This is a genomic window from Microbacterium sp. TPD7012 (assembly GCF_003075395.1).
In the GTDB taxonomy this organism is placed as follows: domain Bacteria; phylum Actinomycetota; class Actinomycetes; order Actinomycetales; family Microbacteriaceae; genus Microbacterium.
Genome location: NZ_QDFV01000002.1, coordinates 177,545 through 198,980 on the forward strand (window position 1 = coordinate 177,545; position 21,436 = coordinate 198,980).

A 21,436-nucleotide genomic window follows, 5' to 3' on the forward strand; every position below is an offset into this window, starting at 1 on the left:
TTCAGTATGCACCGCTCGGCTGCACCATCGCCTTGGCGGTGCGCCACATGATCTGCAGGTCGTTCATCACGGACCAGTTCTCCACGTAGCGGAGGTCGAGGCGGACGCTCTCGTCCCACGAGAGATCGCTGCGGCCGGACACCTGCCACAGACCCGTGATGCCGGGCTTGATGTACAGGCGGCGGAAGATGGTGCCGTCGTAGGCGGTGACCTCGCTCGGAAGCGGCGGACGCGGACCCACCACGCTCATGTCGCCGACGAGGACGTTCCAGAACTGCGGCAGTTCGTCGAGAGAGAGCTTGCGCAGGATCCTGCCGACGCGGGTCACCCGAGGGTCGTCCTTCATCTTGAACAGGAGTCCCGCGCCCTCGTTCGCCTCTTTGAGGGCGGCGAGCTGCTGCTCGGCGTCGGTCTTCATCGAGCGGAACTTGACGATCTTGAACGTGCGGCCGTCGCGGCCCACGCGCTCCTGGAAGAAGAACACGGGTCCGGGAGAGTCGAGCTTGATGAGCGCGGCGAGGACCGGAGTCAGCAGTCCGATCGGGATCAGCGCGACCGTGGCGACGGCGATGTCGAGCGCGCGCTTGAGCACGTGCACCCCGCCTTCGTACGTCGGGATCTTGACCTGGATGAGCGGCAGCCCCTCGACGGGCGCGAACGAGATCCGGGGGCCTGCGACGTCGGTGAGACGGCTCGACAGCACGAGCTCGGCAGCGGTCCCCTCGAGCTGCCAGCTCAGCTGCTTCACGAACTCGGGCTCGCCCTCGGGACGGCTGGCCACGATGATCGTGTCGGCTCCCAGCTCGGCGGCGACCGACGACACGGTGTTCACGTTCCCCAGAACGGGGAACACCGCGCCGTCGATCTCCACCTCGCGGGCATTGCCGTCGAGGAGCGTCGCGCCGACCACCTGGTAGCCGGACGCGCCGATCGGGTGCAGGGTGCGCACCACGTACTCGACGTCATCCCTGTTGCCCACGACGAGGGTCCGCGAGGCGAACCTCCCCTGCGTGCGTTGGGCCTGGAGCCAGTGGCGCCACAACCACCGGGTCACCAGAAGAGTCAGCACACCGACGGGCAGCCCCAGCAGCAGCGTCAGTTGCATCGACTCCCATGCGAGCAGCACCGCCACGATGGCGATGATCCCGAAGGCGAGCCCGCTGGCGTGGACCACGCCGCGGTACTCGGTGGCACTCGCACGGAACAACGCGGCGTCCCGCGTGTGCAGAGCACTGAGCATGAAGTACCAGAGAGCGGCGAGGGGGACGCCGTCTCGAAGGACCTCGAACCCGGTGATGCCGGCGCTCAGCTGGACCGTCGCGGTCAGGACGACGGCGAACAGGATGACGGCCGCATCCGTGATCCGCAGTCGCATCCGATAGCGGCGCTCCCACTGGCGACGTCTTTCCAGAGTCGCGGAGGCGCGAGGTGTGACCACCGTGCGCGTCACCGACTTGGTCGCTCTCGGAGCGGCGATCGGCAGGAAGACCGAGCCCGGACGAGAGATGCTCAGAGCATCCTCGACGGAAGTCATGCCGAGGCCCCTTGAGCCGTGAATGTACGCAAAAATCCCCAGTGCGACATGTGATTCCCCAGATTTCCCCAGACCATGAACCCCACGTTCACGGCAATCGTCTGCGTCCCGACCCCTCGGGTCCTGCTGGAACTCGGTGATCCCACTCACGGAGTGCATTTCGCCGTCCCACACGGCGGTCGCTAGCAGCAGGCACAGCAGACTTTGAACACTGTAGCGGATGGATGGCGTGAGCGGAAGATATCTCCGCCGAATGGACGTATCAATATTCCGGAGGGGGCTATCCTGGCGCGGTGACCGTGAACTCCGCCGCCTCGCGCTTCCAGCTTCGCACCATGCTGCCGCGCGATCCCGCCCAGCCGCACCGCACCGCGAGCACGCTGGAGCTGTTCTTCGACCTCGTCTTCGTCGTCGCCGTCAGCATCGCCTCGGCGCAGCTGCATCACGCCCTCAGCCACGGCGACTTCCTGCACGGCATCACCTCCTACGCCATGCTGTTCTTCGCGATCTGGTGGGCGTGGATGAACTTCACCTGGTTCGCGACCTCGTTCGACACCGACGACTGGCTGTACCGCGTCACGACGTTCGTGCAGATGGGCGGCGTCCTCGTCTTCGCGGCGGGGATCCCGCGGGCGTTCAACGAGGGGGACTTCACGGTCGTGGTGCTCGGCTACGTCGTGATGCGCATCGCGATGGTCGCGCAGTGGCTGCGCGCCTCCCGTTCGGCGGGACCGCTGCGTGCGGCGACGATACGCTACGCCGTCGGCATCGCCGCCGTCCAGGTGCTGTGGGTGCTTTTCCTGCTGGTGCCGGTCGGTCCCTTGCAGATCGTTGCCTTCGTGGTGTTCCTGCTGATCGAGATCGGCGTGCCGGTCTTCGCCGAGTACCGGCAGCAGACGCCGTGGCATCCGCATCACATCACCGAGCGCTACGGTCTGTTCACGCTGATCGTGCTCGGCGAGAGCCTGCTGGCCTCGGCGAACGCGATCATCGACGCGCTCGACGAGGTCGAGACCCTCGGTCCGCTGATCGCGATCTCGGTGCTGACGCTCGTGGTGACGGCATCCCTCTGGTGGATCTACTTCTGGCCGCCGCATCACCGCGCGATCAGCAGCTTCCGCAACTCCCTGCGGTACGGGTACACGCACTACTTCGTCTTCGCGGCCGCGGCCGCGTTCTCCGCCGGCATCGAGGTGGAGCTCGACGTGCTGACGCACGAGAGCCACATCTCCAACATCGCCGCCTCGTTCACCGTCACGATCCCGATCGCCGTGTTCCTGATCGGCATCTGGTGGATCGCGATCCGGGAGAACGCCGACCGTGTCGTGAACACGGTCGTCCCGGTCGGCGCTCTCCTCGTGCTGCTCGACCCCGTGCTTCCGATCCCGGTGACGCTCTCCGCACTGATCCTGGTGATCGTCGTCGTGGTGCTGGTCCTCCGTCCTCCGGTGCCGCGCGACTCCGTCACCGCGCCGCGCTCCGAGACATAGGAAGCCCATAGCCCGGGCAGAGCATCCTGATCGAGTGGTTGAGGACCATGGTGACGACCCACCATCGGTTCACTCGAGAGGAGCCCGACCATGAGCCGTATCCCCGAACCCATCCAGACACCCGACGGTCCCGCCTACGAGGGGCGGCTGCTCGATCGGGCCGACGAGGAGGTCGTCGACCAGGGCGTGGTCTTCGACATCGGCACGCTGATGAGCCGCCGCGGCATCCTCGGCCTCGCCGGGCTCGGTGTCGGCGCCGTCGTGCTGGCCGCCTGCGCGCCGGCCGCCTCCGGCGGGGCGACCGCGACGCCCACGCCGACCGTGACGCCGACGCCCACCGCCGGGGACGCGGTCGTGACGGGGGAGATCCCCGACGAGACCGCGGGGCCCTATCCCGGCGACGGCTCCAACGGGCCGGACGTCCTCGAGGACTCCGGCATCATCCGCCGCGACATCCGCTCGTCGATCGACGGGGCGGCGACGGCCGACGGCGTGCCGCTCACCATCGCCTTCCAGATCGTCGATCTGGCGAACGGCGGCGTCCCCTTCGCCGGCGTCGCCGTCTACGCGTGGCACTGCACGGCGCAGGGCGAGTACTCCCTCTACTCCTCAGGCCTGGAGGACGTCACCTATCTGCGCGGCGTGCAGGTGGCGGATGCCGACGGCAGGGTGTCGTTCACCTCGATCTTCCCCGGCTGCTACTCGGGTCGATGGCCGCACATCCACTTCGAGGTGTTCCCCGACGCCGCGTCGATCACCGACGCCGCCAACGCGATCGCGACCTCGCAGATGGCGCTTCCCGAGGCAGCCTGCTCGGCCGTCTATGCGCAGTCCGCGTATGCGGGGTCCGCGCAGAACCTGGCCCAGGTCACGCTCGCGGGCGACAACGTGTTCGGCGACGACGCGGGCGCCGCGCAGCTCGCCACCCTCAGCGGCGATGCGACGAAGGGGTACACGGCGACGCTCGTGGTCGGCGTCGACACGAGCACCACGCCGGCCGCCGGTGGTGCACCGGGCGGCGGTGCGGGGGGTCCGGGAGGAGGCGGCCAGCCGCCCTCGAACTGAGTCGGTGAGACGGAGGCGGAGGAGGGTGCGGCAGGGTCTGCTACACTGTTCATGCAACGTGTGTGCTGTGCCCCTCTCGGCCGCCACGTCGCCACTGATCAGGGCCATCACGGACCACGCACATCGATGCGCGCGGCATCCGCTCTGAATCTCACATCTTGCGGAGCGCCCACGCGTGCCCGCCACACAGCAATGAGCATCACCATGAGCACCACCACCTTCCCCCCATCCGATCCGTTGACCTGGAAGCAGGCCGACGCCGACGTGCACGTCGCGACCCGGAACGGCGAATTCGCCGGTTTCGTCGAGTTCGACGGCACCGCGCACCTCGTGCGCGACAACCACGGCACCGAGCTCGGCGCCTTCGACTCCCTCGATGACGCGCGCTCCGCTCTCGAGCGCCGCCAGCACGCCAAGGCCCCGATCGCGCAGGGCCGTGCACTCGTGCTTCCCCGTGCGTTCCGCCGTCGTCCGCGACGCGCTCGCGCCTGACGCCGAGCACACGGAAAGCGGCGCGTCAAGGGCCCCGGATGTATTCCCGGAGCCGTATGTGGGTCGGGCTATCGTGAGGTAAGCGTTGGGCAGTCGCCTTGGGCTTTCACAGCTCAAGGGCTCCGATCGACGGGAGAGCATCATCTCCATCACACAGATCGAAACGACCGCGGCAACGCTGGGTCCGATCCGTCAGACCTACGCCGGCAACGCGGAGTTCCCTCCGATGGCCCAGGCCTACAAGCAGGTCTCGCAGGTCGTGAAGGAGACGGGTCTCCTGCGTCGCGCGCAGTGGTTCTACGTCGCCGTCGCGGCCGGCATCGCCGTCGCCCTCGGCGGACTGATCACGGGCTTCATCCTGCTCGGCGACAGCTGGTTCCAGCTGCTCATCGCCGCAGGTCTCGGCATCGTGCTCACCCAGATCGCGTTCCTCGGACACGAGGCGGCGCACCGCCAGATCCTGACCACGGGGCCGGCGAACTTCAAGCTGGCCCGCATCGTGATCGCCAGCATCGGCATGAGCTACTCGTGGTGGGACTCGAAGCACACCAAGCACCACGGAAACCCGAACCAGGTCGGCAAGGACCCCGACATCGAGGTCGACACGATCTCGTTCCTCGAAGAGGACGCCGCGAAGGCGAAGGGCCTGATCAAGCTGATCACCCGCAAGCAGGGCTGGCTCTTCTTCCCCCTGCTCACGCTCGAGGGGCTGAACCTCCACTTCCTCGGTCTGAAGTACCTCACGACGACGAAGAACGTGAAGGGCCGCTGGACCGAGCTCAGCATCATCGCCCTGCGGTTCGCCCTCATCCTCGTGCCCGTGTTCATGATGCTCCCCCTCGGAATGGCGTTCGCCTTCATGGGCGTGCAGTTCGCCGTCTTCGGCGTCTACATGGGGGCCGCGTTCGCCCCCAACCACAAGGGCATGCCGATCATCGATCCCAAGGCCCGCCTCGACTTCTTCACCAAGCAGGTCCGCACCTCCCGCAACATCAGCGGCGGATGGTGGACGACCTGGCTCATGGGCGGCCTGAACTACCAGGTGGAGCACCACCTGTTCCCGAGCATGCCGCGGCCGCACCTGGCCAAGGCGCGCGAGATCGTCCGCGACTACTGCGCGGCGAACAACGTGCCGTACACGGAGACGAGCCTTCTGCGGTCGTACAAGATCGTGATCGACTATCTCAACCGTGTGGGGCTCTCCGCCGGCGCCGACCCGTTCGACTGCCCGGCCGTCGCGCAGTTCGGCCGCGCGTAGCCGCAGCGCCGGGCGCCGGGGCGCGGTCTCAGAGCAGACCGAGCTCCAGCGCCAGCGTGACCGCTCGGGTCCGGTCCGAGACCTCGAGCTTCTCGAAGACATGCAGCAGATGCGTCTTCACCGTCGCCTCGCCGATGAAGAGCTCGCGGGCGATCTCCGGGTTGCTCCGGCCGCGTGACACGAGGCGCAGCACCTCGAGCTCTCGAGGGCTGAGCGACGGGCGCGTCGACTCCTCCCGACGCATGCGGGTGACGAGCGTCGCCGCGATGCTGGGCGCCAGGACGGTGTGCCCCTCGGCGACGGATCGGATGCCGGCGACGATCTCGGCCTGGGGCGCGGCCTTGAGCAGATAGCCGCTCGCGCCCGCCTCGATCGCGCCGAGGATGTCGTCGTCTCCCTCGTGCGTCGTGAGCACGAGCACCCGCACCCCCGGGAGTCCCGAGGTGATCCGCGCGGTGGCGTCTGCGCCGGACACGTTCGGCATGCGCAGGTCCATGAGCACGACGTCGGGGCGCAGGGCCGAGGCCAGCTCGATGGCTTCGGCGCCGTCGGCGGCCTCGCCGACCACATCGATCTCGTCGTCCAGCGAGAGCAGGCCGACGATGCCGGACCGGACGATCGGATGGTCGTCCACGACGATGACGCGGATCATGCCGTCTCCTGCCCGACGGCGAGCGGGATGCGCACGGTGAGCGTCGTCCCGGAGGTCTCGCCGTCGCGCGCCTCGAGCGTGCCGCCCACGAGGGCGACCCGATCGCGCATGCCGGCGAGGCCGAACCCGCCGCCTTCACCGATGTCTCCGCCGTCAGGACGGGCGCCGCGCAGGCCGCGACCGTCGTCGGTCACGACCAGGACGGCATCGTCGTCCACGGTCAGCACGAGCGACGCCGCTCCGGCGGCCGCGTGCTTGCGCACGTTCGCGAGGCCCTCCTGCGCGCAGCGCAGGAGGACGACCTGGAGGTCTCTCGGGACGACGAGCGGCGAGGCGTCGACCGAGACCGGAAGGCCGGTCTCGCGGCTGAACCTCTCGCCGAGCCGCCGCAGCGCCTCGGCGAGCGACCCCGAGGGATCGGCCGCCGAGGATTCGACGACGACGAGGGCTCTCGCTTCGCGCAGCGCCTCGCGCGCGGCATCCTCGATGAGGGCGATCGCTTCCGGAGAGCCGTCTCGGCGGCTGCGCTCGGCGAGCATCACGATGCTGGTGAGGCTCTGCGCGATCGTGTCGTGCACCTCCCGGGCGAGGCGGGCGCGCTCGGCGGCGGCACCGGCCTCCCGGCTCGCGGCCTCCAGCCCGTGCTGCGCCGCGGTGAGATCGGCGAGCAGGTGCTGACGCTCCGTGCCCCACTCGGCGATCCGCGTGATCCAGAGACCGAGCGCGACGCTGAAGGCCGCGGACAGGCCGGAGGTGACGACTCCGGCGAGCAGCGTCCCCGGGCGGAAGCCGTCGGACGCGGCGTAGGCGATCGCGAGCACCACGGCGTTCAGCAGAGTGACGATGATGGACTGCCGGGTGGAGCGCGACGTCATCCAGATCAGCGGCAGCACGAGCGTCTGCAGCAGCATCATGGTCGGCTCGATCGAGGTGCCGATCGCCAGCAGGGCGACGAGGGCGGCCTGCAGCAGTCCCGAGACCAGGGGAGAGGGCTCCGGGCCCTCGCGGAAGCTCACGTAGCGTCGGGCGCCGAACGCGTAGACGGCGGCGACGCCGCAGGCGGTGGCGACGAGCAGCCAGGACGAGCCCGGGAAGCGCGGCGGCAGGGTGAAGGCGAGGATGAGCGTCACGACGAACAGGGCCGCCGACGCGAGGTCCCATCCCACGCGCTCCGTGAAGGTCGTCCTCATGCCGACCACTCTTCCATCGATGTCAGCGATCGCGACGGATCCAGCGGAACGTGAGCCGGCTGAGCACCAGCCCCACGGCCAGCCAGACCACCAGCATCAGGGCGATGAGCCCGATGTCCCACGAGCCGCTCGTCTCGGCCACGCGGAAGGAATCGGGGAGGAACACGGACCGCATCCCCTGGGCGATCCACTTCACGGGAAGGACGCCTGCCGCGTTCTGCAGCCATTCGGGGAGCATCGAGAATGCGATGTAGACACCGGAGACGAACTGGATCAGCAGCACGATCGGGATCACCACCGCTGCCGAGGACTTGCCCGAGCGGGGGACGGACGACAGCGCGATCCCGAGGAGGGTGCACGCGATCAGCCCGAGAGCGAAGATCCAGGCGAAGCGGCCCCAGATCGCCGCGTCCGTCGGCAGCTCGACACGGTAGACGACGACGGCGACGACGATCAGCAGGGCGATCTGCAGGATCGCCGTGACGAACACCTCGCCGATCTTGCCGATGAAGTAGGTGACGGGCGAGATCGGTGTCCCGCCGAGGCGCTTCAGGGTGCCGTCGCTCTTCTCGGCCGCGATCTCGAGCGCGGGTGCCTGCACTCCGGATAGCAGGATGCCACCGGCGATGAGTCCCGGCAGGTAGTAGGTCGCCATGCTGACCTGATCCGGGCCCTCGCCGATGTCGCCCGTGAAGATGGTGGCGAAGACGACGTACATGAGCGTCGGGAAGAGGAACGTGAAGAAGACCTGATCTCCGGCCCGGAAGTACTGGCGCAGCTCGAACGGGATGCGCCGGACTCCCAGGCGGATCGTGCGGCCCGGACCGAACCGTGTCGGCGTCGTGCTCATCGTGGTGGTGGTCATGCTGCCGTCTCCTCGGTGCGCGAGTCGAACGCGCGGATCAGGTCGAGATAGATGTCCTCGAGAGTGGGGCGGACGACCTCGAGGTCTCGGGGCTCGCCGCCGTCGCGCTGCAGAGCGGCGACGAGCGCCCCGGGTTCGCCGGTGCGCTCCTCGCGCCGTGCCCCCGTGCCGTCGGTCCAGCGCACGAGCGGGATGCGCGACTCCGCTCCGCCGAGCTCGTCGATGCGTCCCATCGCGGCGATGGCCCCTCCGGCGATGACCGCGGCGCGGTCGCCGAGCTGCGCGGCCTCGTCGAGGTAGTGCGTCGTGAGCAGGATGCTCGTGCCCTCGGCCTTGAGCGAGCGGATGAGCTCCCAGAACTGGCGGCGGGCTTCGGGATCGAACCCGGTGGTCGGCTCGTCGAGGAACAGGAGCTCCGGCCGGCCGATGATGCCGAGGGCCACGTCGAGCCGACGCTGCTGACCGCCCGACAGTCGTGCGGCCCGCGTGCGCTGCTTCTCCTCCAGGCCGACGGCGGCGATCACCTCGTCGATGTCGCGCGGCCGCGGGTAGTAGCCCGCGAACTCCTTGAGGAGCTCCCGCACCGTGAACGAGCCGGCCTCCCCGGTGGACTGCAGCACGATGCCGAGCCGCGCCTTCCAGTCCAGGCCGCCGTGCTGCGGGTCGACGCCGAGCACGCGCACCTCGCCGGAGCTGCGGTGGCGGTAGCCCTCGAGGATCTCGATCGTCGTCGACTTCCCCGCGCCGTTGGGGCCGAGGAGCGCGAATGTCTCGCCGCGCTCGATGTCGAAGCTGAGGCCGTCCACCGCCGTGAAGTCGCCGTAGTCCTTGCGGAGGTCGCGGACCTCGATCACGCTCTCTGTCATGCATCCCAGACTGCCGGTGCGCAGCCGTGGGCGGTAGCGGTGGACCGGCGGATCACGGCATCCACCGATCGGTGGATGCCGACGGGACGAAGAAGAGGTGCGCGCGGTCACCCGCGCGCACCTCTTTCCGATCGTTCGACCGCGTCAGCGCTTGCTGCTCTCCTCGGCGTCGACCACGTCGATCGTGATCTTCTCGAGCGGGCGGTCGTCGTCGAGCTCGTCCTCGAGCAGCTCGTCTCCGAGGAACTCGTCGTCGGCCACCTCGTCGTCCGCGTTCTCTGCCGGAGCGCTCTCGGCGATCTCCGCGGGGAGGGCCTCGTCGGAGAAGATGCCGTCGGGGCGGATGAGCTCGCGCACCTCGGCCATGAAGCTCGTCAGCTGCTGCTGCTGCCAGCGCAGCTGACGGGCGCGGTCCTCCGCATCGCGCAGCACGGCCGTGGTGTGACCGGTGACCGACTCGACGATCTTCTGCGACTTCACACGGGAGCGATCGAGGATCTCGCGGGCCCGCACCTTCGCGTCGGCTTCGATCGCCTGCGCCTGCGAGCGCGTCAGGTGCTCGTAGTCCTCGGCCCTGGACGAGATGCGCTGGGCGTGCTCGAGCGATGCCGCCACCTGCTCGTTGGCATCGTTCGTGATGCGCTCCGCGTGGGCCACGGCCTGGTTGTGCAGCACGAGGAACTCCTGCTGCGCGTCATCCTGGCGGCGGCTCAGCGTCTCCTCGAACTCGAGGACGCGCGCGTTCATGTCGCGCACCTCGCGCTCGGCATCCGCGCGCAGCTGGGTCGTCTCGCGGGTGACGAGGGAGCGGAGCGCGGCTGCGCCCTTCTCCGCCTCGGTGCGGATCGCGGTCGCCTCCTGCGCGGCCTGGTTCACCTTCTCGGCGGCGTGCGCGGCCTCGCGCTCGATGCGCGCCTCGTGCGCCGTGTACTCGGTGTCCATCTTCAGGCGCACCTGATCGGCGTCGCGCTGCGCCTGCGCGGTGATGCGCTCGGCGTCGGCCTCGGCCTCGGCGCGCTGCGCCGTGACCTCTTCACGAGCCGAGGTCATCAGGCGATCGGCCTGGACGGCGGCGTTCTGGATCAGGACGTTCGCCTGCTCCTCGGCCACGCGGAGGATCGCCTCGAACTGCTGGCGGGACGGCGCTTCCTTGCCATCCGGCTGCGGGGCGTCGACGAGTTCCGAGGTGAGGGTCGCGATCTGCTGCTCGGCGTCGGAGGCCTTCGCCGCCGCGGCGCTGAGCTCGCCCTCGAGCGCCTCACGGGCCGCGCGCTCCTCGTCGCGGATGGCCTCGACGGCCTCGGCCTGGGCGGCCTTGGTCGCGGCGAGGTCGGTCGTCAGCTGCTCGATCTGGGTGCGGAGGGTGCTGAGCGCAGCATCGACCTCGCCCTTGTCGTAGCCGCGGAATCCCACGGTGAAGGCCGCCTGCGGCTCACGCGGGTTGGTCTCGATCAGCTGATCGAAGAAGTCGGGGGACCGCTCGTCGCGATCGGTGCTTCCGGAGGATTCGCTCATGAGCTGCAAGCCTTTCTGGCGAGGCCACGTCGCGGAGCTGCAGCTCCGTCCCGCCGAGCGGGGAACACGTGGACCGTGGGGGGAGGTCGTATGGGCTCACGCCGCGGCCGAGACCTGGCGGAGGTCAGGCCGTGCGCGGGCGCGCATACAGCCTAGTTCCGTCTTCCGCATCGTGCGCGCTCGGTTTTCCGGGCGGTGAGGGCGGCGACCTCCGCCGTGTCGTCAGCGAGGGTCGACGAGGTGGTCCAGGACCAGTTCTCCCGTGGCGTTGAGGGCCTTCATCATGTCGGCGATCAGGTGCGGGTCGACCGCGGGCGGGTCGGCGCTGTCGAATCCGAACTGCAACGGGATCGCAGGGTGGATCCAGACGGTCGCGCGCTGGTCCTCGCCGCCGTTGACCGGGCGCCACGTCATCATGAAGCTCTCCTGGCGGCGGAGCTTGGTCGCGATCACGATCTTCAGATGCGCCAGGGTCTTGTCCTCGATGAGGATCGGATCCGAGGTGCCGTCGTACCGGAGTCTGCCCATTCATGAACCGTACACCCGAGCAGGTCCGTCGGTGCATGCCCGGGAATCGTCCTGCGCGCAATCCCCTTCTGCGGCGACCGCCGGCGGTCTAGTGTCGCCGGATGACGGAGAACGGGGAGGCGAGTGGAATGAGTGCGATGCGGACCATGGTGCGCACCCAGGTCACGGTCAACGACGTCGGGTACTTCCTGGCGCAGGGACAGGACGTCGACGACCTGAAGGGGGAGATCGAGTCGGCCGTGCGGGCCGGTCCGCGCTTCGTCGAGTTCATCGTGGTCGGGAACCGCTCGGTGAGCGTGCTGGTCTCCGCCGCGACCCAGGTGGTGATCTCGGTCGACACCGTCGAGTACGACCACCGCGACAACGGCGATGACAGCGCGCCGTTCGGGGGCACGTTCGACCTGCTCTGACCGAGGCGATGCGCGTCAGGGCGACACCCGCGGTCCCCGGCCGAGGCTCGCCGATCGGCCGCACCTGCCCTGGTACGGTGACGGCGGAGGACACTGCGTCCCTGGGGCCGACCGAGCAGAGAGAACGTCGAGATGAAGCGAGCATCCCGTTGGCGTCTCGTGCGCGTGAGCGCGGTCACCGCGATGGTGCTGGTCGTCGGAGCACTCGTGCCCTCCCTCTCCGGTGGAGCCCCGGCCGCAGCGGCCACCGACGGGCAGATGATCTTCCCCGCCTCGGGCAACATCCAGTCGATCGTCTGGGACGGATGCCTCGGCGACTACCGTCCGCACGAGGGCATCGACATCACCGGGCGCGGAGGAGATCCGATCCTCGCCGCGTACGACGGAGTGATCAAGACCCGCACGGCCAACAACGGCTACGGGAACTACACCGACATCGAGCACCCCGGCGGCTATGTGACGCGCTACGCCCACATGGTCGCCCCCGGATGGTACCCGCCGGGCACCGCGGTCGTGCGGGGCCAGCAGATCGGAGTGGTGGGCAAGACCGGGGCGACCACCGCCAATCACCTGCACTTCGAGGTGCGGTTGAACGGAGCGGTCTACACGGCGATCAACGGCGGCTTCACCTGCCTGAGCGACGTGCGGCGCGGTGACCCGATCCCGCTGTTCTTCCCCGGCCTCGGCAGCGACAACGGCTCCGTGGTCGCCTCGGCCGACTACACCGGCGACGACAAGGCCGACCTGCTGACGGTCGCGGGCAACGGGGACGTCCAGCTCCGCGCCGGCAACGGCGCCGGCGGGTTCCAGAAGACCGCCACGTACGTCGGGTTGGGCACCGTCCGGCGCCACTTCACGCACACCGACCTCAACGGGGACGACAAGGCCGACATCATCGCGGCGCGATCCGATGGGGCGCTGGAGTACTTCGCCGGCGTGGGCAACGGAGGGTTCCAGGCGGTCGCGGTCGTGGGCAACGGCTGGTACGACATGCTGCACGTGACATCGGGCGCGGACTACACCGGAGACGGCAAGCAGGATGTCATCGGCGTCTCGGCCGCCGGAGTCATGACCATCTTCCGCGGCTCCGGGTCGGGAGGTTTCGCGACGCCCTACGTGACGCTCGGCGGCGGCTGGGAAGGGTTCCATTTCCTCGTCGGCGGAGACTTCGACAACGACGGGCGCGGTGACATCATCGGGATCGACGACACGGGCTCCCTCTATTTCTATCCCGGCGGCGTCAACGGGTTCGGCGCACGGCGCACGGCCGGTGCCGGATGGCTGGAGTTCACCGCCCTCACCGGCGGCGTCGACTACAACGGCGACGAGCGCGCCGATCTGCTGGGACGCACTCCTGCGGGAGAGCTCTTCCTCTATCCGGGCAATGGCAAGGGCGGCTTCAACGCCCGCACGCTCGTGGCCGCAGACGCCGCCGACTACCTGTCCATCGAGTAGCGTTCCCGATCTGCCGGGACGGACGGGGTCGTCCGCGTATCGTGGGCGCATGGCCGATCCGACTCTCGAGGAGATCGCGGCCGGGCTCTGCGCCGGCCCACCGGAGGACTTCGTGTCCGCACGCAACGCCCGTGCCAAGGAAGTGGGCGACGCCGCCCTGTCCGCGCAGATCCGCGCGCTCCGCAAGCCGTCGATCGCGGCCTGGGTCGTGAACCTGTTCGCCCAGGAGCGCGCGGGGCAGCTGGACCAGGCGCTGCAGCTCGCCGCCGAGCTCCGTGAGGCACAGGACGATCTGGATGCCGCGACGCTGGCGAAGCTCGGCAGGGAACGGCGCACGCTCACGCGACGGCTGGCCGAGACCGCGGCGGAACTCGCGGGTTCCCGTGGCGAGCGCATCACCCCGGCGACGCTCGAGGCCGTGGAGCAGACCATCTCGGCCGCGTTCTTCGACCCCGGTGCCGCGGCGGCGGTCGCCTCGGGGCGGCTGACCCGCGCCCTGGAGCCCACCGGAAGCGCGGATGACGTGCGCGACGCGGTGGCCGGCGAGGTCACCGCGCTCCCGGCCGCTCCCGCGCGCCCCGCGGATGAGCTGCAGGCCCGGCGGGTGCGCCGCGATGCCGAGCGACGGGTCGCCGCTGCGGAGAAGGAGCTCACCACGGCCGAGCGTGCGCTGGCGAAGCAGACCACTGCGCTGGAGGCGCTCCGCTCGCGCGCCGCCGAGCTGTCCGAGGAAGAGGCCGACCTCGAGGCCCGGCTGGCGAAGGTGCGGAAGGAGAGCGACCGCGTGCAGCGGGAGACGCCCGAGGCCGAGGCGACGCAGGCGAAGGCTCAGGAGCAGGCGGATGCCGCCGCCGACGAGGTCGCCGAGGCGCGACGCGCGGTCGAGGAGCTGTAGCGGGGCGCTCCGACGCGGGACACCGTGGCGAGAACCGTCCCCGGACGTCGATAGAGTTCCTCCATGCGAGCGAAGACGGCCGTGCCCGAGAAGTCGGCGCGCGCCCGCGGCATCCTCGCGCTGATCGTCGTCGCCGTGCTCCTGGCCGCGGGGGCCGGCGTCGGGCTGGTGGTCGGCGACGCCCTCGGGATCCGGGCCCAGCCCGCCGAGCGGATGGGCGGGGAGTCTCGCGCGGTCGAGACGGTGCCGGCATCCGTCCCGCCTCCGCAGATCACCGTGGTCGGTGCCGGCGGGTCCGAGCGGATGCGCGTCGCCGTCGACGAGCTCGATGCCGCGCTGGCGGGGGTCGAGACCGCGGGCAGCGCGACCCTGACCGTCGTGCTCGTGCAACCCCACGTGGGTGCGGTCGATGACGAGGGCTATCTGCTGGCGGGCACGCCCGATGCGCTGCGCATCGAGGCCGGGGAGGCGGGGGCGGCGCGCGGCATCTACGACCTGGCGGCCGCGATCCGGCAGGGGAAGGACATCACCGCCGGCATCGGAACCCCGGTGACGTCGCGACTCCCGTTCCGCATGGTCGATCTCGGTGCCGTCGGCGTCGCTGCGGACCCGGCGGAATGGCTGCCGGGAACCGACTACTCCCACGCGTCGAAGGCGTTCGCGGATGTGTTCCTCCCCGAGGCGCCCTACATCGACGAGCAGGCGCTCGCCGCGGCCTACGACGACTACGACGGATACCTCCGCCGCGTCATCGCCGACGGGTACAACGCCATCTCCTTCCCCGGCTTCGTCGAGTTCGCGACCTTCGACGAGGTCGACGGGGTCTATGCGGACGGTGACGAGCACGTGGCCAAGGCGCTCGCGCTGCGCGAGGCCTTCGGGCCGTTCTGGGACCGCGCCGAGGAGCTCGGGATGAAGGTGTTCCTGCGCACCGACATGCTCACCCTCACCTCGCCGCTCGAGGCCTATCTCACCGACCGCTTCGGCACCCTCGACACCACGTCACCCGAGCTCTGGGATGTCTATGCTGCGGGGCTCGACGAGCTCTACGCCGCCGAGCCCGCGCTCGACGGCGTGCTCATCCGCATCGGCGAGGCGGGGCGGGTGTACGACGTGGCGGGCTGGGACTACTACTCGGCGCTGGCCGTGACCACGCCCGAGGCAGTGCGCGCGATGCTCACCGCGCTCACCGGTCAGGCCGAGGATTCCGGACGCGAGGTGATCTTCCGCACCTGGAGCGTCGGCGTCGGCGCCGTCGGCGACATGCACACGAACGCCGCGTCGTACGAGGCCGTGCTCGGCGGGGTCGACTCGCCGGCGCTGATCGTGTCGACGAAGTACACGCTCGGGGACTTCTACAGCTGGCTGCCGTTGAACGACACCCTGCAGCAGGGCGAGCAGCGGCGGATCGTCGAGTTCCAGAGTCGTCGCGAGTTCGAGAACAACGGGGCGTTCCCGAACGACCTCGGTGCGGAGTACGCCTGGGCGCTGCAGGAGCTGCTCGCGTCGAACGATCGCATCGAGGGCATCTGGGCGTGGGCGCAGGACGGCGGCCCGTGGCGCGCGGGACCGATGATCCTCTACGACAAGGCGGGCTTCTGGCAGCTCGCGGACCTGAACTCGCAGCTGGCCGTGCAGCTCGCGCGCGATCCGGACGCGGACCCTGCCGAGATCACGGAGGGGTGGGCTCGGGAGTGGTTCTCCGACGACCCGGCCACCGTCCGGGCGATCACGGATGCCATGGCGCTGTCGCGCACCGCCATCGAGCAGGGGCTGTACATCCCGCCGTTCGCGGAGCAGCGCGTCTCGGCGATCGGGCTGGAGCCCCCGCCCATGATGTGGATCTTCGAGTGGGACATCCTCACCGGCGACTCCGCGGTGCTCGACGTGATCTACACGATCTCCCGCGACCGACTCGACGAGGCTGTGCAGGGCGGCGATGTCGCATCCGACGCCGTGGAGCGGATGCGCGCGCTGATCGAGGGGACCGACCCATCGACCTGGCGCGACGCCGGGCTGCGCGAGGCGTTCCTCGGCAGCCTCGACTACGAGCAGGACACGCTCGACCTGCTCGGGGCCTACCGGGCGACGATCCTGCATCAGGCAGCGTGGCACGACACGCTCTCCGCCGACTCGTACGCCGCATGGCAGACGGCCCGTGACGCCTACACGGCGCAGGCCGCCGCCCACCTCGCCGCGTACGAGGGCGACGTCGACCACCCGGCGTTCAACCTCACGGCCGCCGAGCTCGGGATCGAACGCGGCGACCGCGATCTCGCGATGGCGTGGATGGCTCGGGTGCTGCTGGTGCTCACCGCGGCATGGGTGCTGATCGGCATCCTGTCCGCGCGGACGCGACTGGTCCGGCGTCCGGGAGCGATGGCGGCGCGCGCGACCTGGGTCAGCTCGACCCGTCCGTGGCGGGCGGGGGAGTCGACGCTCGGGATGCTGCGGGCCGACCATGTGCTGCTGGTCCTCGTGCCGGGTGCGCTCCTCGTCGCGACGAGGGCGGTGCAGACGTCCTTCCTGTCCTGGGTGCATCTCGCGGTGACGCTCGGAGCGTGGGCCGTGTTCGTCGCCCTGCTGCTCGTGCTGTTCCGCGGACGGTGGGGGTGGGCGGTGCTCGCCACGATCGGCGGAGTCGTCGTGCTGCGCTGCGCGCTCGTGCTCACGGCGCTGTCGTTCAGCGGTCCGGGGGGCTACTGGTTCGCGTTCTGGACCGATCCTGTGCGCCGCTCGCTCTACATCGCCGTGGCGTTCGCGCTCTTCGTCTGGCTGTTCGTCGCCGTCGGCTGGGCGCTGGCCGCCCGCATCGGCGCGCGGCGCGCGACGGGCGCGGTGCTCGCCGCCGTCGGCGCGGGTCTCGCGGTGCCGGCTGCGGTCATCGCGGTGGTCGGGCTCGAGCGAGCGCTCACCGCGTGGAACGACCAGATGGGTCTGCTCCCGTGGGGGCTGTCGCGGATCCTCGGGATCACGGTGTACCTCGACATCCCCGCATCGACGGCGTGGGTCGCCGCCGGCGCGGGTGTCGTGCTGACGGCGATCGGCCTCGGTCTGCTCTTCATCGGCCGACGGGTGCCGGGGCGCAGGGACGCCGTGCCTAGTTCTGGATCAGCGTGAGCTGCGTGCCGTCGGTGTCGATCAGGTAGCCGATCCGGAGTCCGGAGCTCTCGACGCGGGGTTCGTGCAGGCGCGGACGCCCTCGGTCGGCGATCGGCACGCCCGCCGCATGGATCGCCTGCCACAGCTCGTCCAGGTCGTCCACGCGGATCGTGCACTGATGGCTGCTGGTCAGCGGATCCACCTCGGGATGCGGGAAGAACTCGATCTCGACGGCGCCTCGTCGCAGGATCATCCAGCCGTCGTCTCGGAACGTCGGGCGGAAGCCGAAGCTCTCGTAGAAGCGCTGCGTGACGTCGAAGTCGCTCGACGGGAGGTTCGGGAGGGCGCGGTCCGAGGCCATGTCGGCAGCCTAGGCGCGAGGAGCCCGCGAGGGGGATGCCGGGTCGATCCGGCCGGGAAGGAACGGCAGCGCCGGCGCCCGGTACTCGAGCGCCGTGTCGTCGGGGGCGAGGGCGTACTCCGCCTGACCGAACCGCCAGAGCCGGTTGAACAGGAAGACGCCGACGGTCACGGTCTCGTCGGTCGGGACCTGCCAGGTTCCGAGTCCCCACTGGGTCGGCTGCCCTCTTCCGGCGAGCACGAGGGTGGGGCGGATGCCGGCATACAGCGCGAACCACGGCTTGTGCATGGTCAGCTCGATGCGGCGGGGGGATTCGGGCATGGTGCTCCTGCGATCGGCGAGACGCGTCGGATGCATCCTCTCATCCTCGCTGCGGGTGTTCTCGCGCCGGGTTCCCCTCGCGATCACGGGAGGCGACAATGAGGGTCAGCCGAAGGGAGCCGATGATGAAGTTGCTGCTGACCTCGGGCGGCGTGACCAATGCCTCGATCCGCGACGCCCTGATCGAGATGCTCGGCAAGCCGATCGAGCAGTGCACGGCCCTTCTCATCCCGACGGCGCAGTGGGGGCACCCGATGTGCTCGCCGTTTTCGGCGTGGAGGTCGGTCGCCGGCGGCTGGCCGGAGAGACAGGATCTCGTCGAGCTGGGATGGAAGTCGGTGGGGCTGCTCGAGCTCACCGCTCTGCCGAGTGTCGGCCATGATCGGTGGGAGCCCTGGGTCAGAGATGCCGACGTCCTCCTGGTGGAGGGCGGAGAGGCGATCTACCTGGCCTACTGGATCCGGGAGTCGGGTCTCGAACGGCTGCTGCCGGAGCTGACCGACATGGTCTGGGTCGGGGTCAGCGGCGGCAGCATGGCCCTCACGCCCCGAATCGGCGCGGACTTCGCGGAGTGGCGGCCGGAGGAGGGCGACGAGGGCCTCGGCCTCGTGGACTTCTCGATCTTCCCGCACCTCGACTATCCCGGATGGGACTCCAACACGGCGGAGCGCGCGCGTGAGTGGGCGACCGAGGTCGGGGGACCGGCGTATGCGATCGACGATCAGACGGCGATCGCCGTCATGGACGGCAGCGTTCGCGTCATCTCGGAAGGCAGCTGGTTCGCTCTTCCCGAAGAGGACTGACGGAACGAAGACGCCCCGAGGAGTCGCAGGCGTCTCGTCTCGCTTCGCTCGCTCGACGAACGGGAGCTCCGCCGGGGCAAAGCAAAACCCCCGCCATGTAGAAGCTAGGCGAGGGTTTCTAAGGTGATTGTAATGATCACCCTGTGGCTCCGACGGGCGTCGATCCCGTGACCTCACGATTTTCAGTCGTGCGCTCTACCAACTGAGCTACAGAGCCGAGCGACGGCGATGCTGTCGCTTCCTAGACGAAGAGCCCCCTCCGAAGAAAGAGCTCGACGCTTAGAGCGACCCTGACGGGACTTGAACCCGCGACCTCCGCCGTGACAGGGCGGCACGCTAACCAACTGCGCTACAGGGCCATACTTGTTTTCAATTATATCGGATGGAGTGACCCCAACGGGATTCGAACCCGTGCTACCGCCGTGAAAGGGCGGCGTCCTAGGCCGCTAAACGATGGGGCCGAGTCAGTCCCGGGGGACTTCCTTGCCGACGCTCAAGCATAAGGGATGTTTCGGGCAAATCGCGAATCGAGGGCGCGGCGGCTTCCTCGACGGACGGATCAGGAGGACGATGGACACGTCAGATGTGTCACGGCATCCGTATCCACACCCTGTTGCGGAAGTGAATGTTGTTGTTAGTGTGACATGTGTGAAACCGGCGGAAGGGGCCGAGTGAACGACAGGAACACGCTGGATGCTGCTGAGGCTGCATCCGCGGAATGCGGCTGTGCACCCAGCCCGACAGAACAGCGCGCCTTCTCGAAGCCCGGGATCAGCCGTCGCGGTGCGCTCGGCATCGGCGTGCTCAGCGTCGTCGCGCTCAGTGCTTTCGGTGTCTCGTCCGGTGTCTCCGCCGCGTACGCCGCCTCGTACCCCAGCTGGGACGACGTGCAGGCCGCGAAGCAGAACGAGGCCGCCGCCGCCGCGGAGGTCACCCGTATCGAGGGCCTCATCCAGGCGCTGACCCAGAAGGTCGCCGAGACGCAGGCCGCCGCCAAGCTGGCGTCCGACGAGTTCTATGCCGCGCAGCAGGCCTACTTCGCCGCGATCGCGGAGGCCGACACGCTGCAGGCCAAGGCCGATGAGCAGTCCGCCATCGCCGTCGAGTCCGCGCGCAAGGCCGGACAGGTCGCTGCCCAGCTCTACCGCAACGGCGGAGACGACACGTCGCTCGAGCTGTTCTTCGCCGGATCCGCCGACAACGCCGACGAGCTCCTCGCCCGTCTCGGCACGATGGACAAGCTCCTCGAGTACAACCAGTCGGTCTACGACGACGCCGTCGCCGCCCGCAACTCCGCGCAGTCCCTCAGCGACCAGGCCGTCGTCGCCCGCAACGAGCGGGACCGTCTGCAGAAGGTCGCCGAGGAGAAGATGCAGGCGGCGCAGCAGGCTGCGGATGCCGCGAAGGCCGCGCTCGAGGAGCAGTCGACCTACCTCGCGACCATGCAGGCGCAGCTCGCCGCTCTCAAGGACACCACCGCCACGACGGTCGCCGGATACCAGGCCGGAGTCGAGGCCGAGGCTCAGGCGCGGCGGGAACGAGAAGCGGCCGAGGCCGCGGCCAATGCCGGCGGCAACAGCGGCGGAGGAGGCACCCCGGGCACCGGAGGCTGGGTGCGCCCGCACGGCGGCGAGCGCAGCTCGGGCTACGGCCCCCGTTCGCAGCAGTGCAACTCCAACGGATGCTCGTCGAGCTGGCACTACGGCATCGATCTGGCGAACGGATGCGGCGCGGCGATCTACGCGGCCTACTCCGGGACCGTCGATGCCGCGTTCTACAACGGCGGCTACGGCAACTACGTCCGCATCCAGCACGGCTACGGGGTGGCCACGGGCTATGCGCACATCAAGCCGGGCGGATTCGCGGTCAGCAACGGCGACTGGGTCGAGGCCGGACAGGTCATCGCCTATGCGGGCAACACCGGCGGCTCCTTCGGATGCCACCTGCACTTCGAGGTCTACATCGACGGCCGCTACACGAACCCCGCCGACTTCATGGCTGACCGGAACATCTGGATCTGAGCGCCGTCGTCCTCGACGCCAGAAGACCCCCGGCCGCTGAGCGGCCGGGGGTCTTCGCTTCGACAGGCTCAGCGACCCATCAGTGACAGGTTCAGCGACCCATCCGTGCGTCAGCGGGTCAGTGACCCTGCTCGCCGAAGCGGACGATCGCCTCGTCGAGGATGCGCTGCGCCTCAGCGGCGTCGCCCCACTCGTCGACCTTGACCCACTTGTTGGGCTCGAGGTCCTTATAGTGCTCGAAGAAGTGCGCGATCTCCTTCTTCGTGAACTCGGCGATGTCGCCGATGTCCTGGATGTGCGCCCAGCGCGGGTCCTTGGACAGCACGGCCACCAGCTTGTCGTCGCCGCCGGCCTCGTCGCTCATCTTGAGCACGGCCACGGGACGCACCTCGACGACGACGCCGGGGTAGATGGCGTGGTCGAGGAGCACGAGCACGTCGAGCGGGTCGCCGTCCTCGCCCAGGGTGTTGTCGAAGTAGCCGTAGTCGGCCGGGTACCCGAAGGTCGTGTAGAGCACGCGGTCGAGGTGCACTCGTCCGGTCTCGTGGTCGACCTCGTACTTCACGCGGCTGCCGCGCGGGATCTCGATGACGGCGTCGTGTGCGCCCATGCG

General features: G+C 69.3%; 20 protein-coding genes and 3 tRNA genes. 10 read left to right on the forward strand and 13 right to left on the reverse strand.

Translation table 11 applies throughout. From position 1 onward, the window contains the following. Position 1: 1 nt before the first annotated feature. On the reverse strand, positions 2-1,534 hold the full coding sequence (locus DC434_RS04885; RefSeq protein WP_116634178.1) for a sugar transferase: 1,533 nt from the start codon (positions 1,532-1,534) through the stop codon (positions 2-4). Positions 1,535-1,869: 335 nt separating this feature from the next. On the opposite strand from DC434_RS04885, the gene DC434_RS04890 reads away from it, so the two are divergent. From DC434_RS04890 to DC434_RS04905, 4 genes are all read left to right on the forward strand, one after another. After that, positions 1,870-3,024, forward strand: a complete 1,155-nt coding sequence (locus tag DC434_RS04890) for a low temperature requirement protein A (RefSeq protein ID WP_116634745.1) — start codon at positions 1,870-1,872, stop codon at positions 3,022-3,024. 90 nt (positions 3,025-3,114) lie between these two features. Continuing rightward, complete coding sequence (locus DC434_RS04895; protein ID WP_116634179.1) at positions 3,115-4,089, forward strand: intradiol ring-cleavage dioxygenase; 975 nt, start codon at positions 3,115-3,117, stop codon at positions 4,087-4,089. A 204-nt stretch (positions 4,090-4,293) separates the two neighbouring features. Continuing rightward, the gene (locus DC434_RS04900) at positions 4,294-4,581 is read left to right on the forward strand and encodes a hypothetical protein (protein WP_133192776.1); all 288 of its coding nucleotides are present in this window, start codon (positions 4,294-4,296) and stop codon (positions 4,579-4,581) included. A 139-nt stretch (positions 4,582-4,720) separates the two neighbouring features. Next, on the forward strand, positions 4,721-5,839 hold the full coding sequence (locus DC434_RS04905) for an acyl-CoA desaturase (RefSeq protein WP_207769928.1): 1,119 nt from the start codon (positions 4,721-4,723) through the stop codon (positions 5,837-5,839). Between the two features lie 28 nt (positions 5,840-5,867). Here the strand turns inward: DC434_RS04905 and DC434_RS04910 are convergent, their stop codons facing one another. The 6 genes from DC434_RS04910 to DC434_RS04935 form a co-directional block, all read right to left on the reverse strand. Then, positions 5,868-6,491: a response regulator transcription factor gene (locus DC434_RS04910; protein WP_116634181.1), complete on the reverse strand. Its 624-nt coding sequence runs from the start codon at positions 6,489-6,491 to the stop codon at positions 5,868-5,870. Beyond that, positions 6,488-7,681 carry an ATP-binding protein gene (locus DC434_RS04915; RefSeq protein WP_133192777.1) on the reverse strand — a complete coding sequence of 398 codons (1,194 nt, stop codon included), beginning with the start codon at positions 7,679-7,681 and terminating at the stop codon, positions 6,488-6,490. Before DC434_RS04915 ends, DC434_RS04910 begins: the two co-directional genes overlap by 4 nt. 22 nt (positions 7,682-7,703) lie before the next feature. Continuing rightward, positions 7,704-8,546, reverse strand: coding sequence for an ABC transporter permease (locus tag DC434_RS04920; RefSeq protein WP_116634183.1), 843 nt, complete (start codon positions 8,544-8,546; stop codon positions 7,704-7,706). Next, entirely contained in the window at positions 8,543-9,412 is an 870-nt protein-coding gene (locus DC434_RS04925; RefSeq protein WP_116634184.1) for an ABC transporter ATP-binding protein, read from the reverse strand. Before DC434_RS04925 ends, DC434_RS04920 begins: the two co-directional genes overlap by 4 nt. 144 nt (positions 9,413-9,556) lie before the next feature. Next, positions 9,557-10,927 carry a cell division initiation protein gene (locus tag DC434_RS04930; RefSeq protein WP_116634747.1) on the reverse strand — a complete coding sequence of 457 codons (1,371 nt, stop codon included), beginning with the start codon at positions 10,925-10,927 and terminating at the stop codon, positions 9,557-9,559. Between the two features lie 222 nt (positions 10,928-11,149). Then, entirely contained in the window at positions 11,150-11,455 is a 306-nt protein-coding gene (locus tag DC434_RS04935) for a hypothetical protein (protein WP_116634185.1), read from the reverse strand. A gap of 128 nt (positions 11,456-11,583) precedes the next feature. Between DC434_RS04935 and DC434_RS04940 the strand changes: the two genes are divergently transcribed. From DC434_RS04940 to DC434_RS04955, 4 genes are all read left to right on the forward strand, one after another. Further along, positions 11,584-11,865: a hypothetical protein gene (locus tag DC434_RS04940; RefSeq protein WP_243408815.1), complete on the forward strand. Its 282-nt coding sequence runs from the start codon at positions 11,584-11,586 to the stop codon at positions 11,863-11,865. A gap of 132 nt (positions 11,866-11,997) precedes the next feature. Then, a complete protein-coding gene (locus DC434_RS04945) occupies positions 11,998-13,320 on the forward strand; it encodes a VCBS repeat domain-containing M23 family metallopeptidase (protein WP_116634187.1) in 1,323 nt (440 codons plus the stop codon). A gap of 49 nt (positions 13,321-13,369) precedes the next feature. Further along, a complete protein-coding gene (locus DC434_RS04950) occupies positions 13,370-14,215 on the forward strand; it encodes a transposase (RefSeq protein ID WP_116634188.1) in 846 nt (281 codons plus the stop codon). A 63-nt stretch (positions 14,216-14,278) separates the two neighbouring features. Next, positions 14,279-17,335, forward strand: a complete 3,057-nt coding sequence (locus tag DC434_RS04955; RefSeq protein ID WP_207769907.1) for a hypothetical protein — start codon at positions 14,279-14,281, stop codon at positions 17,333-17,335. Here DC434_RS04955 and DC434_RS04960 read toward each other — a convergent pair. Together DC434_RS04960 and DC434_RS04965 are read right to left on the reverse strand one after the other, a co-directional pair. Then, entirely contained in the window at positions 17,316-17,678 is a 363-nt protein-coding gene (locus DC434_RS04960; RefSeq protein WP_116634189.1) for a bleomycin resistance protein, read from the reverse strand. The genes DC434_RS04955 and DC434_RS04960 overlap by 20 nt on opposite strands. 9 nt (positions 17,679-17,687) lie before the next feature. Then, positions 17,688-17,999, reverse strand: a complete 312-nt coding sequence (locus DC434_RS04965; protein WP_116634749.1) for a hypothetical protein — start codon at positions 17,997-17,999, stop codon at positions 17,688-17,690. Positions 18,000-18,124: 125 nt separating this feature from the next. On the opposite strand from DC434_RS04965, the gene DC434_RS04970 reads away from it, so the two are divergent. After that, positions 18,125-18,802 carry a Type 1 glutamine amidotransferase-like domain-containing protein gene (locus tag DC434_RS04970; protein ID WP_116634750.1) on the forward strand — a complete coding sequence of 226 codons (678 nt, stop codon included), beginning with the start codon at positions 18,125-18,127 and terminating at the stop codon, positions 18,800-18,802. Positions 18,803-18,946: 144 nt separating this feature from the next. Here DC434_RS04970 and DC434_RS04975 read toward each other — a convergent pair. The 3 genes from DC434_RS04975 to DC434_RS04985 all read right to left on the reverse strand — a co-directional run bounded on the left by DC434_RS04975 (position 18,947) and on the right by DC434_RS04985 (position 19,263). Continuing rightward, positions 18,947-19,019: transfer RNA gene (locus tag DC434_RS04975), tRNA-Phe, on the reverse strand. A gap of 68 nt (positions 19,020-19,087) precedes the next feature. Continuing rightward, positions 19,088-19,161: transfer RNA gene (locus tag DC434_RS04980), tRNA-Asp, on the reverse strand. Positions 19,162-19,190: 29 nt separating this feature from the next. Continuing rightward, positions 19,191-19,263: transfer RNA gene (locus tag DC434_RS04985), tRNA-Glu, on the reverse strand. Positions 19,264-19,473: 210 nt separating this feature from the next. Between DC434_RS04985 and DC434_RS04990 the strand changes: the two genes are divergently transcribed. Beyond that, complete coding sequence (locus tag DC434_RS04990; protein WP_243408816.1) at positions 19,474-20,823, forward strand: M23 family metallopeptidase; 1,350 nt, start codon at positions 19,474-19,476, stop codon at positions 20,821-20,823. A 118-nt stretch (positions 20,824-20,941) separates the two neighbouring features. Here DC434_RS04990 and DC434_RS04995 read toward each other — a convergent pair whose 3' ends face one another. Continuing rightward, positions 20,942-21,433 carry an inorganic diphosphatase gene (locus DC434_RS04995; RefSeq protein WP_116634191.1) on the reverse strand — a complete coding sequence of 164 codons (492 nt, stop codon included), beginning with the start codon at positions 21,431-21,433 and terminating at the stop codon, positions 20,942-20,944. Positions 21,434-21,436: the final 3 nt, after the last annotated feature.

Excerpts from the sequence above, each read along its gene's own strand:
- DC434_RS04920 (WP_116634183.1), bottom strand. The coding sequence starts at position 8,546 with ATGACCACCACCACGATGAGCACGACGCCGACACGGTTCGGTCCGGGC.
- DC434_RS04885 (WP_116634178.1), bottom strand. The coding sequence starts at position 1,534 with ATGACTTCCGTCGAGGATGCTCTGAGCATCTCTCGTCCGGGCTCGGTC.
- DC434_RS04950 (WP_116634188.1), top strand. The coding sequence starts at position 13,370 with ATGGCCGATCCGACTCTCGAGGAGATCGCGGCCGGGCTCTGCGCCGGC.
- DC434_RS04945 (WP_116634187.1), top strand. The coding sequence starts at position 11,998 with ATGAAGCGAGCATCCCGTTGGCGTCTCGTGCGCGTGAGCGCGGTCACC.
- DC434_RS04925 (WP_116634184.1), bottom strand. The coding sequence starts at position 9,412 with ATGACAGAGAGCGTGATCGAGGTCCGCGACCTCCGCAAGGACTACGGC.
- DC434_RS04940 (WP_243408815.1), top strand. The coding sequence starts at position 11,584 with ATGAGTGCGATGCGGACCATGGTGCGCACCCAGGTCACGGTCAACGAC.
- DC434_RS04970 (WP_116634750.1), top strand. The coding sequence starts at position 18,125 with ATGAAGTTGCTGCTGACCTCGGGCGGCGTGACCAATGCCTCGATCCGC.
- DC434_RS04960 (WP_116634189.1), bottom strand. The coding sequence starts at position 17,678 with ATGGCCTCGGACCGCGCCCTCCCGAACCTCCCGTCGAGCGACTTCGAC.
- DC434_RS04895 (WP_116634179.1), top strand. The coding sequence starts at position 3,115 with ATGAGCCGTATCCCCGAACCCATCCAGACACCCGACGGTCCCGCCTAC.
- DC434_RS04995 (WP_116634191.1), bottom strand. The coding sequence starts at position 21,433 with ATGGGCGCACACGACGCCGTCATCGAGATCCCGCGCGGCAGCCGCGTG.
- DC434_RS04935 (WP_116634185.1), bottom strand. The coding sequence starts at position 11,455 with ATGGGCAGACTCCGGTACGACGGCACCTCGGATCCGATCCTCATCGAG.
- DC434_RS04955 (WP_207769907.1), top strand. The coding sequence starts at position 14,279 with ATGCGAGCGAAGACGGCCGTGCCCGAGAAGTCGGCGCGCGCCCGCGGC.
- DC434_RS04915 (WP_133192777.1), bottom strand. The coding sequence starts at position 7,681 with ATGAGGACGACCTTCACGGAGCGCGTGGGATGGGACCTCGCGTCGGCG.
- DC434_RS04910 (WP_116634181.1), bottom strand. The coding sequence starts at position 6,491 with ATGATCCGCGTCATCGTCGTGGACGACCATCCGATCGTCCGGTCCGGC.
- DC434_RS04965 (WP_116634749.1), bottom strand. The coding sequence starts at position 17,999 with ATGCCCGAATCCCCCCGCCGCATCGAGCTGACCATGCACAAGCCGTGG.
- DC434_RS04930 (WP_116634747.1), bottom strand. The coding sequence starts at position 10,927 with ATGAGCGAATCCTCCGGAAGCACCGATCGCGACGAGCGGTCCCCCGAC.
- DC434_RS04900 (WP_133192776.1), top strand. The coding sequence starts at position 4,294 with ATGAGCACCACCACCTTCCCCCCATCCGATCCGTTGACCTGGAAGCAG.
- DC434_RS04890 (WP_116634745.1), top strand. The coding sequence starts at position 1,870 with ATGCTGCCGCGCGATCCCGCCCAGCCGCACCGCACCGCGAGCACGCTG.